Annotated in this window: 12 protein-coding genes; all 12 read right to left on the bottom strand. The window is 65.8% G+C overall.

What is annotated here, in order from left to right:
* Nucleotides 1-102: 102 nt before the first annotated feature.
* Nucleotides 103-468: an SDR family NAD(P)-dependent oxidoreductase gene (locus FFS25_RS12720; protein ID WP_137803183.1), complete on the bottom strand. Its 366-nt coding sequence runs from the start codon at nt 466-468 to the stop codon at nt 103-105.
* A gap of 25 nt (nt 469-493) precedes the next feature.
* On the bottom strand, nt 494-1,681 hold the full coding sequence (metK, locus tag FFS25_RS12715) for a methionine adenosyltransferase (protein ID WP_137803182.1): 1,188 nt from the start codon (nt 1,679-1,681) through the stop codon (nt 494-496).
* Nucleotides 1,682-1,766: 85 nt separating this feature from the next.
* Nucleotides 1,767-3,212, bottom strand: coding sequence for an MFS transporter (locus FFS25_RS12710; protein WP_171004213.1), 1,446 nt, complete (start codon nt 3,210-3,212; stop codon nt 1,767-1,769).
* Entirely contained in the window at nt 3,209-3,772 is a 564-nt protein-coding gene (locus tag FFS25_RS12705; protein ID WP_137803180.1) for a GNAT family N-acetyltransferase, read from the bottom strand. Before FFS25_RS12705 ends, FFS25_RS12710 begins: the two co-directional genes overlap by 4 nt.
* Complete coding sequence (locus FFS25_RS12700; RefSeq protein WP_137803179.1) at nt 3,772-6,813, bottom strand: amidohydrolase family protein; 3,042 nt, start codon at nt 6,811-6,813, stop codon at nt 3,772-3,774. The genes FFS25_RS12705 and FFS25_RS12700 overlap by 1 nt, the downstream gene beginning before the upstream one ends.
* Nucleotides 6,813-9,125, bottom strand: coding sequence for a peptide chain release factor N(5)-glutamine methyltransferase (gene prmC, locus FFS25_RS12695; protein WP_137803178.1), 2,313 nt, complete (start codon nt 9,123-9,125; stop codon nt 6,813-6,815). The genes FFS25_RS12700 and prmC overlap by 1 nt, the downstream gene beginning before the upstream one ends.
* 16 nt (nt 9,126-9,141) lie before the next feature.
* On the bottom strand, nt 9,142-10,377 hold the full coding sequence (locus FFS25_RS12690; protein WP_137803177.1) for an aminotransferase class I/II-fold pyridoxal phosphate-dependent enzyme: 1,236 nt from the start codon (nt 10,375-10,377) through the stop codon (nt 9,142-9,144).
* A complete protein-coding gene (locus FFS25_RS12685; RefSeq protein ID WP_137803176.1) occupies nt 10,358-11,371 on the bottom strand; it encodes a prephenate dehydrogenase dimerization domain-containing protein in 1,014 nt (337 codons plus the stop codon). The genes FFS25_RS12690 and FFS25_RS12685 overlap by 20 nt, the downstream gene beginning before the upstream one ends.
* Nucleotides 11,368-13,437, bottom strand: a complete 2,070-nt coding sequence (gene pabB, locus FFS25_RS12680; protein WP_137803175.1) for an aminodeoxychorismate synthase component I — start codon at nt 13,435-13,437, stop codon at nt 11,368-11,370. The genes FFS25_RS12685 and pabB overlap by 4 nt, the downstream gene beginning before the upstream one ends.
* A gap of 8 nt (nt 13,438-13,445) precedes the next feature.
* Nucleotides 13,446-13,823 (bottom strand): chorismate mutase family protein, encoded by a 378-nt coding sequence (locus tag FFS25_RS12675; protein ID WP_137803174.1) that lies wholly within the window; start codon nt 13,821-13,823, stop codon nt 13,446-13,448.
* A 265-nt stretch (nt 13,824-14,088) separates the two neighbouring features.
* Entirely contained in the window at nt 14,089-15,081 is a 993-nt protein-coding gene (locus FFS25_RS12670; RefSeq protein WP_171004212.1) for a helix-turn-helix domain-containing protein, read from the bottom strand.
* Between the two features lie 310 nt (nt 15,082-15,391).
* Nucleotides 15,392-15,655, bottom strand: coding sequence for an FAD-dependent monooxygenase (locus tag FFS25_RS14190; RefSeq protein ID WP_171004211.1), 264 nt, complete (start codon nt 15,653-15,655; stop codon nt 15,392-15,394).
* Nucleotides 15,656-15,755 lie beyond the last annotated feature (100 nt).

Here is a 15,755-nt window from a genome sequence, read left to right as displayed (position 1 = left end):
TGCGCGATCGGCAACATCGCTCCGAACGCCTACGAAGCCGCCGCCTCCGCTACACTCCCGGAAGCGGCATAACCGAAATGACACCGTGTCCAAGATTCAGGGTCAAGGCCCATGAATGACCGCTTCGGTGTTGATCGCGAATGCTTCTTGCCAGTCTTCCCAGAACGATTCATCCAGGATGCTGCCTTCCCACGCGACTCCGGCGTTGTTGACGAGCCCGTCGATCCGCCCGAATGCATTGTGTGCTTCCGCGATGAGGTTCGTGCACGTGCCGGGATTGCTCAGATCCCCGGGCACGAGCACCGTGCGGTCCCGGTCGAGGCTCTCGGCCAGAGCCTGGAGTTTCTCGTGGTTTCTGCTGGCCAGGACGAGGGCTGCGCCCTCGTGGTGCAGTCTGCGGGCGGTTGCGGCTCCGATGCCTCCGCTGGCGCCGGTGATGATGACGGTGCGTCCGTCGAATCGCTTCATGACAGCTCCTTCGGTGAGGGTTCGCCTACTGGGCGGCGGCGCGCAGGTCCTCGACACGGTCGGTGCGCTCCCAGGTGAACTCGGGCAGCTCCCGGCCGAAATGCCCGTACGCGGCGGTGCGGGCGTAGGTCGGTCGCAGCAACTTGAGGTCGCGGATGATGGCTCCGGGCCGGAGGTCGAAGACCTCCCGGACGGCGCGCACGATCGCCTGGTCCTCGACGGTGCCGGTACCGAAAGTTTCGACGTAAAGCCCTACGGGGTTGGCTTTGCCGATGGCGTAGGCGACCTGGACTTCAGCGCGATCGGCGAGACCGGCGGCGACGATGTTCTTCGCCACCCATCGCATCGCGTAGGCCGCGGAGCGGTCGACTTTGGATGGGTCCTTCCCGCTGAAGGCGCCGCCGCCGTGCCGCGCGGCTCCACCGTAGGTGTCGATGATGATCTTGCGCCCGGTCAACCCTGCGTCGGCCTTCGGACCGCCCATGACGAAGCTGCCGGAGGGGTTCACGTGCAGTTTCATGGGTGTGAGGTCCAGCCCGGTCTCTTCGACGACGGGTCGGATGACGGCGTCGTCGAGAGCCTCACGGATTTGGTGCTGCGTCACGTCGGGTTGATGCTGGGTGGAGACCACGACAGTGTCGACGGTGCAGGGTACAGCGCCGTCGTAGCCGAGCGTGATCTGGGTCTTGCCATCGGGGCGCAGGAACGGCAGTTGTCCTGATTTGCGCACGCTGGTGAGGCGCTCGGCCAACCGGTGTGCGGTCCGGATCGCCATGGGCATCAGTTCGGGGGTCTCGTTCGTGGCGTAGCCGAACATGATGCCCTGGTCTCCTGCGCCTTGCTGGTCGTAAAGATGGGACGCGGTGCCGTCGCGGGCTTCTTCGGAGCTGCTGACGCCGTCACCGATCTCGGGTGATTGTTCCCCGATCGATACGGTCACGCCGCAGGAGTCTCCGTCGAAGCCCATCTCGCTGGAGGTGTAGCCGATGTCGTTGATGACGTGGCGGGCGATGGCGGCGATGTCCGCGTATCCGCTGGTGCGGATCTCCCCGGCAACGTGGACCAGGCCGGTGGTGACGAGCGTTTCTACGGCGGTGCGTGAATGGGCGTCCTGGGTGATGAGTGCGTCAAGGATGCTGTCGCTGATCTGGTCGCAGATCTTGTCCGGGTGGCCTTCGGTCACCGATTCCGACGTGAAGAGCCGTAGGGTCATGGTCTGTCCTTCTTCTCTGGTGATGTCGCAGTCGGGGCGGCGGTGGGGTGCACCACTGGTGGTGCTCCCCACCGCCGGTGAGCGCTTAATGGGGTGAGGCCTTGAGAGCGGGAGCCCTGCGCAGAAGCACGGCCAGCCCGGCCAGGGCGAGCGCACATGCTCCGATGACGATCAGGAGTACAGCGCGGTAGCCGTCGGTACCGGATGCCGAGAGCGCGGTGATGGTGGTGTAGACGCTGCCCAGAATGGTCACCGAAAGGAGGCTGCCGAACTCGTAGGAGACTTCCTCGACGGCGGAGGCCATGCCGGCCCGTTCTGGGGCGACGTTGGTGATGATCGTCGAGGATGCCACCGTGATCAGCACGCCGATGCCAGTGCCGGCGACGAAGAGGCTGAGTCCCAACCAGGTGATGTGGGCGTTGAGCGTCAGCGTCGCGAGCCCGTATCCGATCCCTGCCAGGACGGTGGCGACCAGGAGCATCGCTCGCGGCCCGATGCGAGTCAGGAGTGAACCGCTGGCCAGGGAGGTGATCGTCGCGCCGACGGCGATGCAGCCCACGAGTAACCCGGCCTGGAGGGGGGTGTATCCGGCGGCAGTCTGGAAGTAGAGCGAGGTCACCGCTCCGATGCCGGCGAAGACGAAGGTGCTCAGCCCGGCGGCGAGGACACCGGCGGACACGGCGGCGTTGCGGAAGATGGCGAAGTCCAGCAGCGGCGTGTCCAGGCGGCGCTGGCGGGTGACGAACAACGCGAAGCCGACCACGGCGGCGAGAAGAGAGATTGCGATGATGGTGACAGAGGGCGAGGTGGAGGCGATTTCCTTGATCGCAGCGACGAGCCCCGTCAGTCCCACGAGCGCCCAGATGGAAGAGACCAGGTCCCATGGGACGGCGGATTCTTCAACGGCTTTCGGGGCGAAGATCGCGGTGAGGATGAACGTGACGATCACGATCGGCACGTTGATCAGGAAGACCGATCCCCACCAGAACCACTCGAGCAGGAGTCCACCGACGAGAGGCCCAAAGGCGATTCCACCGATGGACACGCTCGACCAGACCGCGATGGCGATGTTGCGTTCGCGTTCATCGTCGAAGGTGATGCGGATGATGGCGAGGGTTGCCGGGAGCATGAGGGCTGCTCCGACGGCGAGCAGGGCGCGGGAGAAGATGAGGACGCCCGGCGTCGGTGAGAATGCAGCGACGAGCGAGGCCAACCCGAACAAGGCGATCCCGAGGAGGAACACCCGCTTGTGGCCGTAGCGGTCTCCCAATGTGCCGGTGCCCAGGAGCAAGCCGGTCATGACCAGCGGGTACATGTTGATGATCCACAAGGACTCGCTTGTGCTCGCCCCAAGGGCGTCCTCGAGGACTGGGACGGCGATGTAGAGGATCGAGGTGTCGATCGTCGCCAGGAGCAGGCCCAGGGAGACGGCGGTGAGGACGATCCATCGGCCGCGTCGGGCGCGGGTTTCCGCGGCAGTGGAAGCCGAGTCGAGGGCCTCGTGTCGTGTGTGGGTGTTGTCGTGATTCATCCGGTGTGCTTTCTTTGGTCCCATTCGTTCTTGAGCATCGCGAAGGTGAATTCGTCGCCCCATTCACCCTTGAAGATCTCCAGCTCGCGGAAGTGAGCTTCCTTCCGCAGGCCGAGTCGTTCCATGAGCCGGGCGGAGGCGTCGTTCCTCGGGTCACAGCGTCCGATGATGCGGTGCAGGTTCAGCGTCTCGAATCCCAGACGGAGCATTTCCACCGCCGCTTCTGAGGCGAGTCCTTTGCCCTGGTGTTCCGGATGGAAGACGTACCCGAATTCGCCTTGGGAGTTGTCCTGGCTCAAGAGCGTGAGCAGCACGTAGCCGATGACGGTGCCGTGGTATTCGACGGCCAGCAGGAGGGTGTCCCCGTCCTTCTCGAGCGTGGTCTGGGTCACCCGCTTGGCCAGTTCTTCGGCGTTGTCTTCGCGCGTGCGGGGCTCGTTGAAGAGGTACCGGGCGACGTCGTCGCGGGATTCGAAGTCGAACATGTCGTCTTCGTCGGCCGGTGTGAAGGGTCTGATGATGAGGCGGGACGTGGTGATGGGCTGATCGAAGTGGAACATTACTTTCTCCTTCTGCAGCACGTGTGTGCGGTCATGGTCAGTGCGACGCTGCCGGAGGCATCCGAGGGGTCGCGGTAGGGGGCGAGCAGATCCGAGATTCGGTGATGGTGGCCGTCGACGAACACGTCTCGAATCCTGGCTGCATCGGCGATATCGGTCAGGGGGTCGCCGTCAATGATGAGCATGTCGGCATGTGCCCCGACGGTGAGTTGGCCGAGGAGTTCGCTGGCTCCGAGGGCTTTGGCCGCGTTGACGGTTCCGGTGCGCAGCGCGTCCACCGGGGTGAAGCCGTGGCGGACGAGGGCTCTGAGGTTGGTGTGGATGCTGACTCCGAGGTCGTCCAGAGGTGCGTCGGTGCCGAGCACCACGAGGCCCCCGGCCTCGTGCACCGACCGCAACAGGTCCACGTCGCCGCGGGTCCATGCCACGTTGATGGGGTCGGGGTCCGTGGCAGCTTGCTCGGCCCTGTCTCGGAGTCGTTGGTAGTCCCACCACGGGTACAGCACGCGGGTGCGTTCGTCGTCGACCAGGTCGCGGGAGTCCGCATGGACTTCCGCGGCGAATAGCAGTGTCGAGGACACCCAGAAGTCTCCCCCCGAGAGCAGGGACACGGTGTCGGCGGCGGTGAGTCCTTTCGCGGCGCTGAGCGTGCGGGAGTAGCCGAGCCGGTTCCCGCCACCGGTGTGCTCCATGCCGTGCAGGCCCGAGGCGACTGCTGGGTAGACGTAGTGGGAGATGACGGGGATCCCGTGGGCCGCGAGGCCGTCGACGAGCCGGCGCTCAAGGGAGACGGGGAGGCGCTGGTAGGACTTCACGCAGCTGTAGCCGAGGGCGAGGATGCGTTCGATCTCCCGGTCGACCTGGTCGGCCGAGGTCACGCACCGCATGAATCCGAACGAGCACCGGTTGCCGTCGAGAGGCTCGCCGTTGTTGAGGAATCGCGGTCCGACGCCGGTGCCGGCGTGGGTGGCTTCGCGTGTCTCGCGGGCTTCGTAGGCGAGATCGCCGGCCGAGCGGCTGGTGGTCACCCCGTAGGCGAGCCAGAGGCGGCCTTGCCGGTTTCCCCAGGCCCGGCCTCGCATGTGCCAGTGGTTGTGCATGTCGATCAACCCCGGCATCAGCGTGTACGACGAGGCGTCGACGTCCGCTGTCTGGGCTTCGTCGGCTGGCCGGATGTCGGTGATGGTGCCGTTGTCGATTGTGAGGTCGACGTTGTGCTGATAGGCGTCGTCCACCCCGTTCCAGAGTCGTCCGGCACGCAGCGTGAACCGCTCGGGTCGTGCCTTCCGGGTGTAGTCGAGGGCAGGCCGGACGTCGGTGGAGGCGCCGAGCAGATGGAACGTCCCCAGTGACAGGAACGCGACTTCTCCCGACGCGGAGGTGGTCACGCCGTCGGCGATCGCATCTGAGGCGACAGTGGCTTCGGCGGTGATTCGCCCGGACGCGTCGATCGGGGCGCGGTGCAGTTTGCTTTCGCAGACCGCGAAGAGTGCCGTTCCATCGGAAGCCCAGACGGGTCCATCGTGGTTGCGTGTCGCGATCGACAGGCCCGGTGAGAACGGCTGGGTGAACGTCTCACCGCTGGTGAGGTCGAGGACGAGAATCTCGTTGAGGCCGCTGTCTGAGCGTTCGGAAGATGGTCGGTGCACGGCCATCGCGATCTTCGTGGAGTCCGGCGACCACGTCGCCTTTCCCGGTGTCTCGTGTCCGGTGAGCAGCTCCGTGACCGTGCCGGAGGAGAGCTCGAGCCGGTGCGTGCCGCCGGCCTCATCGTGGAACACCACCGATGCGCCGTCTGGTGACACCGACGGCAGAAGCGCACCGTTCTTCTCGAACGTCAACTGCGTGTGCGTGCCGTCGGCGAGGACGTGGCGCCACAGGTTGACGACCCCGTTGCGGTCACTGGTGTAGATGATCGCGGATCCGTCGGGTTCCCAGGCGGGATCGGCGTTGAAGTAGCCGTCGTCTGCGATCACGGCGGTGTCACCGGAGCCATCGGTGAGCCACAAGGCGTTGAGCGCGCGAAAACAGAGCTGGTCACCGTGCGGGGATAGCGCCGCCCCGGTCAGCCCCAGTGCTGGACCGTGTGCTTCCAGGTCCAGGCGGGGCTCGATCGCCGCAGGAGCGGCGGCAGCGGACAGGGCGACCTCGAACGGCACGGCACTCGCATTGGTGCCGTCGAGTGTGCGCCGGCGGATCTCCCCGCTGGTCGCGTACATGAACTCCGTCTCCGACAGCCACGCCGCCGGCAGCGGTGCGGGCTCTTCGTCCGCAGGGTCGCTCAGGCGTTGCCCGGCGTGTTCGAGCCAGGCTTGCGGGGTGTTCGAGACGACGTAGATCAGCTTTCCGGATGGCGAGTACGACAGGCCCCGGATCGTGTGGCCCTCGTCGACAGAGTGGAGTGTGTCCGTGCTGCCGGTCGTGATGTGGAGCCGTTCGATGTGGGTGTCGTCGGCGACATAGACGACGTGCTGGCCGTCGGGATGCCACCGCGGCGAGTGGTAGGACCGTTCGTCGTCGGCTCCGATGAGGACGCTCCGATCACCGCCTTGCACGCCGATGCGGTAAACGGCGCTGGTGCCTCCGGCGTCGGAGATGAACATGATCTCTTTGCCGTTGGGCGAGACGTGGGGGTCCTGGTCGTCCTCAGCTCCCCTGGTCAGGCGTGAGACGGCGCCGGTGCGAAGGTCGAGCGCGCACAGATCGTAGGTGCCGTGCCGGAATGACTGGAACACAACGGTGCGTCCATCCGGGGTCAGGCTCGGCCAGGTGGCGTCTTCGATATCGTCGGTGAGACGCTGCGCCTGCCCGCCTCCGGCTGGCAGGCGCCACAGCACGTTACCGACGTCGATGATCGTGACGTCACTGCCGGGATTGGTGCTCAGCGTGATGTTCGTGGCCGTGCTGACGGGGGCGCCCGGCCCGCCTGTTCCTCCGGCATGCGCGCGGGGCGCGAGGGCGCCGGGTTCGAGCAGAGCGGCGGTGGCTGCGACAGCGACGCCGCCCTGGACGAATCCACGTCGGCTGATGAGTGCGTCCATCAACTCTCCTTGACCGCGAGGATGAATCGCGGGAGCTTGTCGTGGTCACGGTGACTGGCGATCCGTTCGAAGCCGGCGTCGGCGAGGATCGTGAGGATCTCGTCGAGCGCTGCGTCGTAGTGCTCGAGGGCGAACGTGCCTCCCGGGCGCAGGAGCCGGTGCGCGGTGCGTGCCACGAGGCGGGTGAGGTCGAGGCCGTCCGCTCCTGAGTACAGCGCCGTCTTCGGCTGGTACACCGACCATTCGCTGGGCATGTGCAGGTCCGTGGGAACGTAGGGCGGGTTCGCGGTGACGAGATCCGTCGTGCCGGACAGGTGATCGGCGAAGCTTTCGCTGCCGATGTCGGCCTGGAGGAACTCGACCCGCTCAGCATCGACGCTCTCCAGGCGGTCAGCGTTCTCTTGGGCGCAGGCCACGGCGGACTCGGACACGTCGGCTCCGATCACGCGCGCCTGGGGCAGCCGGGTCGCGACTGCCAGGGCGATCGCTCCGGTCCCGGTGCACAGATCGACGACCGTGGGTGCGGGCGTGGAAAGGTTCTCGATTGCGGCCTCGACCATGGCTTCGGAGTGCACGCGTGGGATGAACACGTCCGGACGGACGGTGAGATCGAGTCCGAGAACGCGGACGTGGCCGGTCAGGTACTCCACCGGTTCCCGGTTGGTGCGCCGGGCTACGAGGTCGAGGAACTGCTCACGTTCTGCCGCCGCCGGTACTTTCATGTCGTCGATGGTTCCGAAGGCGTGCTCGGCCAGTGCCTGGGCGTCGGCGGCGGGGGTGGGGACGTTCGCCGTGTGCAGCTGCCGCGTCGCTGTCCGGGTGAGTTCTGCCCGGGTGGGGGCCGGTGCGCGATCCGGGGCGCCGAACTTCTCGCGGGTGGCGTCGTAGTAGTCGCGAAGCCATTGCACCATCTGCGGGTGCAGGCGCGAGGAGGCGACCAGCTCGGGCGGTGGTGTGAAGTCGTCGTCGATCTGATCGGCCCAGTTCTGGTAGATGGGCTGGAGGTCGGCTTCGAGGTATTCCTGCCAGTCCGTGGGGATCGTCCAGTGGTGCTCGTAGCCGGTGGCGAGCATGTGCTGGACGGTGGTGTCGATGACGCGGGGCCGGCCTCCGGCCCGCTGTACTGGCGCGCGTTCGGGGGTGAACAGCGACAGGTCTGCTTCGCCACGGCCACCGGTGAGGCGGTCGGCGAACTCCTGGGCGATCAGCGGGGAGAGGAACAGGCCGTCGCGGTAGGTTCCGGTGGTCATCCACAGCCCTTGGACGGGGGTCTCGCCCAGCAGGGGGAACCCGTCGAGGGAAACGGGCCGGTTGCCGACGTTGATGCGTCGCACGCTGCTCGACCAGAGGTTCCGGCGGATCTGACGATGTGCGCACCCGAGGACGAATTCCAGGTCCCGCAGGACGGGTTCGGTCATCACGGTCGGGTTGATGATGTTGGTCGCCCCGACGTAGACCTGTCCCAGGCCGCGTGGCACGACGTGGAGGCCGCAGGCGAACGCGCGGTTCGGGGTCCGGATCACGGACTGCGGCTGGGTGCCATCATGGGTGGTCATCACCGCGGAGACGCCGTAGCCGGCGACCAGACGTGGGATGGTGGCGCCGAGGCTGGGCACGGAGTCGATGAGTGCCTGCGAGCCCACGCCGGCGGCGAGCACGACCTGGCCGGCTTCGATCACGTCGCCGTTGTCCAGGACCACGGCGCGGATGCGGCCTTGCTCTTCGCGCAGGCTCACAGCTCGTTCGTGGATGAGGGTGGCGCCTCGGGCGGCGGCGGCGCCTTCGAGGCGTGCTAGGAGGCGGCCGGAGTCGACTGCGTGCTCGCCGGGAATGTGGATCGCTTCAAGGGGACGAGAGTTCGGGTCGGCGTCGACCCAGCCGATGTCGTCGACGTCGACGGTGTCGAAGGGCTCGTTGTTCTCCTGCAGGGTGCGCTGGATGGCGGAGAAGTTCTCGGTGTCGATCTCGCGGGTGCCGACGGTGTTGAGGATGACGGTGGTGCCCGAGGCGGTGAACAGGTCGGTGCCGTCCAGGGGTGAGTGGTCGGAGATCTTCTCGACCCAGTCGGACCAGAGTTCTTTGGCTTTCAGATCGAGGGCGAACTTCGTGCGGCCGGGCTCGTCGCTGATGAGGTCGGCAGTGACTTCACCGAAGCAGCCGAGCATGGCTCCGGCAGCGGTCGATGCCGCGTACTGCCTGTTCTCGGGACCGATCAGCGCGACCGTGAGGCCGCGGTCGGCGAGTTCGACGGCCAGAGAGCTGCCGATGGCTCCGTTGCCGACGACGATGGCGTCGAATGTCTGCGTGGTCATGGGTTCTCCTGGTGAGTTAGGGGGTGTCGGTGACGTGGGCGGCGAGGTGGTCGATCTGGGTCGGGGTGTGCCGTGCGGACAGTGCGAATCTCAGCAGCCCGGTGCCGTGGGCGACGATCGGGTAGAACACGGGGAAGCACAGGACTCCGGCCTCCTTCAACGCGATGCCGGCGTCGAGGGTGGCCTGTTCGCTGTCGAAGGTGATTCCTCGGATCGGGGACCGGGAGCCGGCGTTGACGCCCTGGTGGCCGGTGGCGTTGTCGAAGTGAGCGACGTTGTCCCACAGGGTGGTCTGCAGCTTCTCGACCGACCCGTCCAGGTGCATGCGCGCGGATTCGGCGTTGACGGCGGTGTGGGGTGCCATGTTGGCGTGGCCGAACACGAGGGGGTTGGCCTCGCGGCGGATGACCGTGGCGTCGGCGTCGGTGTCGACGAGGACGAATCCGCCGGAGCCGCCGAAGGCCTTGGAGAGGGAGCCGACGAGGAGGACTTCGCCGATGATGTTCCCGGACAGGGCGGTGTAGGCGTATCCGGTTCCGAGGCGACCGTCGATCGAGGTGCCGTGCGCGTCGTCGATGTAGACGTAACCGCCGTGCTCTGCTGCGAGGCTGGCCAGGGTGGCGACGTCGATGAGGCCTCCCATCGAGCCGACGCCGTCGACGAGGATGATCGGGCTGCGGGAGGCGTTCTTCGCTTCGGCCAGCAGGGGTTCGAGAGTGCTCAGATCCGTGCTGTCGAAGCGATTGGTCGGGCCGATCTGGTCGAGGATGCCGCGCAGGCTCTGCATGGACGCGTGTGCGGTGCGGTCGAAGAGGAACTCCGGGCCGTTGCTGGCGATCGGGTAGCTGGGCAACAGCCCGGTGCCCAGCAGAGGCAGCACGCCCAGGTGGACGCTGCTGACGGAGTTGAACACGATGGCGCGGGATCCGCCGTACATTGTCGTCAGCGCCTCTTCGAGATTGCCGAGGTCGGTGGTGTGCATGCTGTTGCGCGAGGCCGACAGGTGCACTCCGACTTTCCGGATCGAGTCCTGGGCTGCGTGGATGAGGCGGGGGTGGGATTCGAGGCCGAGGTAGGAGCAGGAGACGAACTCGGTGTAGGTCTTCCCGTCGTCGAGGACCACACCGTTCGGTGTGCGCTCACGGACGCTGTGGTTCGTGATGCCCGCCTGGGCGGCCTGGTCGTACATGTCGGTCGTCCAGGCGGAGCGTCGTTCGTAGACGTTCCTCCGGTTAGTGGTCGTCGTGGACATCGGGAGTCTCCTTCGATGGCGGTGCGGTCGAGGTCTGTGCGTCGATGGGTTCAGACTGCTGCGCGGTGGTGTCGATGGTGGGGGCGAGAGTGGTCTGAGCGAGGTCGGCGAGAGGTTCGAGGTGGCTGCTGAACCATGCCCGGTTCTCCGCCAGGGACTGGGCGAATTCGTCGGGTGAGCCCTGCTCGAGGTCCGCGTCGAGCCGAGCCAGTGCTTGCGCCAGGGTGGCTCGTGCCGGAGGCCTCCCGGCGGCTGCGCCTTGGATGTCCCAGTAGGTCTCGGGTGATCCTGATGTCACGCGAGCGGCCAGGGCCATCAACAGGCGGGTTGGTGGGGGCGCGAACTCCAGGCAGCGGTCGACGTCGGCAGCGATGTGCGGCAGGCTGGCCGCGAAGGCCAGGAGTGCACTGTGTGTGAGGGCTTGGACGGCCACGAGCTCCTCGTCGTGCTCGCGGGCGGTCAGTGGGACGACGCGGCCGCCGGCGGTCTCGATGCAGTCCAGGAACCTGGTGATGGCCGGATGCGCGATGGGGTCGACGACCGCGACGCTGTTGCCGCGGAGCCCGAGGCCGGGATGGAATAGCGGGTTGATGCTGAGCATCGCGTTCTCGGGCACCGCCGCCGCGAGCTGGGCACGGAGCCGGTCTTTGCGGGAGAGCGTCTCGACGAGGAGCGCGTTGGCGGGCAGGAGCGGGGCGAGTGCTTCCAGCGTCGCGAGGGCGGATTCCTCGGGCACGGCGAGAACGGCCAGCGAGCAGCCCGTCAACGCCGCGGCGGCAGCGGGCGTCGGCTGTCGGGCGTCGACCTGGAGATACTGCTCCAGAGTGCTGAGGACCCCGTCATCGTCGAAGCTGTCACGGGGTCGAGTGTCGAGGGCGTGGATGCGCCAGTCGTGTGGGGCGAGGATGCTCGCGATCATCTGGCCGACGGGTCCGAAACCGACGATAACCGCCTGCTTCGACCGCGGTGGGCGCCGGGTGGGTGTCGTGCTCATGCGTTGGTGACTTTCGATTCGAGAGCGGAGAGGAGGGCGCTGGCTTTCACGAGGGTTTCCTCGAATTCGTCTACCGGATCCGATTGGGCGACGATGGCGCCTCCGACTCCGAACGTGGTGGAGGTGCGGTCGGCGACGAGGGTGCGGATGGTGATGCTCAGGTCGGCCGCACCGCTGAGGGAGAACCAGCCGATGGCCCCGGAGTAGAAGCCGCGAGCGCGGTGTTCGAGGCTGCTGATGATCTCCATCGTGCGGATTTTGGGTGCACCGGTCATGGAGCCGCCGGGGAAGGTAGCCTGCACGCAGTCCACGGCGGTCAGCTCGGGCCGCAGCGTGCCGGTGATGGTGCTGACGAGCTGGTGGACGTGGGAGAAGGTCTCGACGGTGAAGATGTCGTCGGCGCGGACACTGCCGACGGTGCAGACCCGGTTGAGGTCGTTGCGGAGCAGGTCAACGATCATCAGGTTCTCGGCACGGTCTTTGCCGTTGGTGGACAGGTCTTTGCGCAGCTCTTGGTCATCACCCGGGGTGTTGCCGCGGGGTCGGGTGCCCTTGATGGGTTTCGCTTCGACCTGGTGGTCGACGCCGACCCGGAGGAATCGTTCGGGTGAGGCGCTGAGGATGGCGAGGTCCCCGAGTCGCAGGAAGGCGCCGAACGGCACGGGGCTCGTCTGCCGCAGGGCGCGGTAGGCAGCATACGCATCGGCCAGGGGTCCGGCTTCGGCCATGTTCGTCAGGCAGATCTCGTAGGACTCGCCGTCGCGGATCTTCTCCAGACACGTCTGGATGCTCTCCAGATAGGCGGCACGGTCTTGGTCGAGCTCGAACTCGAGCCCGGCCGGCTCTGTCAGGATCGGTGTGTTCGGCGCCTCAGCCGGGCGGTCCTCAGCCTCCGCGACGGCATCACGGACGGTCTCGGTCGTCTGGGACAGCCAGTCAGCGGCGGCAATCCGCGTGCTCGGTCGGCTGTCGTCGACGAGGGCGAGCAGGTAGGTGTAGCACTCGCGATGGTCGATGACGACAGCGCGGTCGGCGAAGAGCAGTGCCGCATCGGGGTGGGGTGAGCGATGGGCGGGTGTTCCGACGGTCTCGTCTTTGAGCTCGTAGCCGAGAGCCCCGACATAGCCGAGATTGAAGTCGAACGGAAGGTCGTCGACTGCGGGAATCGCGCGCTGGTGCAACTGGGATCGCAGGTAGGTGTAGAAGTCCTGGTTGACGGTACGTTCACCGTCTTCGCCGCGAACGCGCCACTGTCTGGCGGTGACGTCGTACTGCAGGATCTCGGCGAGCGGTCCGGTGGCATCGCCCATGATCGTCAAGCGCTTGGAGACCGGGTCGGTGGTCGAGCTATCGAGCCAGAAGCTCGTCTCGCGAGCAGCGTAGAGATCCTCGAACAAGCGTTGCGTGTCGGGCTCGCCGTTGATTCGCTGCCATTCCACGCGCAGGCGCCGACGGCGAACCTGGCCGGCGTGCTCGGTTGTGTGGGTCCGGGGGTGGGCGTGCACGAGTTCCTGGAAGTTCATCAGCATCGCTTCGCCCCATTCGGTCAGCGCCGACTCGGGGTGGAACTGGATGCCCCAGTACGGCCGGGTCTTGTGCCGGACCGCCATGACCACTCCGTCAGGGGTCCACGCGGTCGGTTCGATGTCGGCGGGCACATCGGTGACTGCCAGTGAGTGGTAGCGCACCGCCCGGAACCCCTGCGGCACCCCGTGGAAGAGGTCGGTGTCGTAGTGGTGCACGCTGGTGACCCTGCCGTGCATGGGCTCGGGTGCGAGATCCACGGTTGCCCCCGAGGCGAATGACAGGGCCTGATGGCCGAGGCAGACGCCCAGCACGGGCAGCCGGTCCTGTTCGAAAGCACGGCGCGAGATTCCCAGGTCCACAGAGTGCTGGGGGCGGCCCGGGCCGGGCGAGACGATGATGCCGTCGTAGTCGTCGAGAGCGATGTCACTCCAGTCGGCGTCGTTGGTGACGACGACTGGCTCAGTTCCGAACACGCGGTGGGCGAGATCGCGGAGGTTGTAGGTGAACGAGTCGAAGTTGTCGATCAGTAGTGTTCTCATCGGCGGTGCTACCTCGACGCGGTGCCGTCGTCCGTGGCGGGGGCGTCGTCAATGATGAGGTCTTCGACGCGGCAGGTCTCGGTGATGATCACCTCGTAGAGGCTGCGCAGGAAGTCCGTGTTGATGCCGTGCTCCCGGCCGAAGGCTTCGGCCCTCTGGTGCACGACACCCACCCGGCCCGGCTGCATCATGGGGATGTCATGTTCTCGTTTGAGCTCTGCGATGCTCACGCAGCACTCGATGCGTCGCCGCAGGACGTCCAGAAGCTGCACGTCCAGCGCGTCAAGTTCATTGCGCCGGTCGCCGAGAATAACGTCCGGGTCGACCGCTTTGGTGTCCACAATGTGCTCCTGCCGTGTCAGAGGTCTCGCGGTGGGATCGGGCATCGTCTGCCACCTGATACCGCATGACTCTCACGCTACGAACGGCAGGGAGCCTCTGGCTTGTCATCATGTGCCAGAGACTTGACATGGGAAGTACTGCGCGCCCGCGCACACTGCCTACAGCGTCGCTCCGCGTAGTCAGAGGGATCGTGATCGATGCGAGAACCGGCAGCGTGCGTGCACGCAACGCGCATCAACAGCATCGGACTCGCAGATCCGCCAAAGGGAACCTTCCTGCGAAAGAAGTAGCAGGGACCCTATGGGTGATTTAGGCGTCTGGGAGGAAGCTTGTGCGGTAGTCGCGGGGCGGCATTTCGAAGCGCGTCCGGAATGCTCGGGAGAAAGCGCTGGGGTCTGGGAATCCCCAGTTTGCACCGATCTTGCTCACGGGTATGTGCCGATAGGCAGGATCGATCAGTTGCCGGCTCGCACTTTCAAGACGGCGATTGCGAATCCATTCCCCCAGAGTAGTGTCTTCCTTCTCGAACAGCCGGTGGAGGTAGCGGAGGGAGATGTGATGTGCATCAGCGACGAGTTGCACGGTCAGGTCCGAGCGTGAAAGGTTCTTTTCCACGAACCGATAGATTGATTCCAGAAGCCCAGCCGCATACGTCTCCGGTGGCGGCTCCGTGCCGCCCTGCGCTTCCAGGAGTGCCACCGAGAGTACATCGATGAAGGCACCAGACAGCCGGGCGGCGGACGTGCCGCTGAGCCATCCGGTCTCCAAATTGGAGGCAAGACCGACGACCATGGATGACAAGAGCTGTCCGGTGCCGGATTGTCCGTCGATGTGGACTGCGGTGATATCGCGGAGATGCGGCACCTTCTCGACGAGGAGGCTCCGTGACATCGACGCGGTGACAGCGCGAGCTGAGGAGTCGGGCGGGCAGTACAAGGTCGAGGGGATGGAGTCATCGAGCACGCTGAAGTCTCCAGGGCGCTCGATCGTCGACTCCCTGTCCTTCTGGCTGAGTCCGATCTTGCCGCCGCCGAGATGGAGTTGAAGGAGGAAGTCATCGGTCTCCTCTTGGCGGACGTGCCGGGAGGTACGGGTGATCTCGTACCCGCTGCTGGCTTGGTACTCCGCGAGGGAGAACGTCACCGGCCCCAGGTTGCCGGTGACCATACGTCCATAGAACGTCTCGTCAGTGTTGCTCACGCGGACCGCGCAGCGCGCGAACGAGCCGGTGACGACGTCCTGCCAGTAGTCGATCCGGCGGTAGAAGGCCACATCGTCCGTGCTGAAGCTCTCGACCTGCACGCCTCGACCTCCTCCCGACATGACCACAAGACCAGTCATCTCATAGTATCTGACAGCGCTGTTCCCGGGGGGCGATACCGTCGCATCTCACAGTTGTTCACTCGCCCTAAGTGTTCCGCAATGCCAGCTTGCTTTTTCGGAGTGCCAGCCACCGAAGCCGATCACTCCCGGTGGCCTTGCGGACATATTCACCGGTGATTTCATATCGAACCATGGCAGACGTGAATTTTGACCGATCGGACACCTTTGCGTGTGGGTGACGCCGGGGAATGGTCGCCCGTTGTCTACCGAATGGGAGGTGACTATTGTTTCATCTTTCGATAAGGCGTCGAAGTCGTCGGTCTGTGCGAACAAGTTCTTGGACCGCAGGGAGGCGTTCTTGCTCGTACGCGCTCAGGGCGGCAGGGGCTCCGCTTTCCGCAACTTCGCGCATTCGTCTATTAAGCACCTCGATATCTTCAAGGGACATGGAGAACCCCCGACCGGAGAGCGATGTCGTGGCATGGGCTGCATCGCCAATCAGTGCGATTCGCCCCTTTCGTGAGCTTCGCAGGCAAGTAGTCAGGGCCTTCACAGCTGAGTGTGGGTAGCGGTCTTCCGCCAGGGGCGATGACCGCCTGCGGCGAGCAGGGCCCGTAACCGGTAGTTGTCGAAGTTACGGAAGCCGCGGGCGA

Source organism: Kocuria sp. 2SI, assembly GCF_005502825.1.
In the GTDB taxonomy this organism is placed as follows: Bacteria; Actinomycetota; Actinomycetes; order Actinomycetales; family Micrococcaceae; genus Kocuria; species Kocuria palustris.
This window is presented reverse-complemented; position numbering and strand designations above follow the sequence as displayed.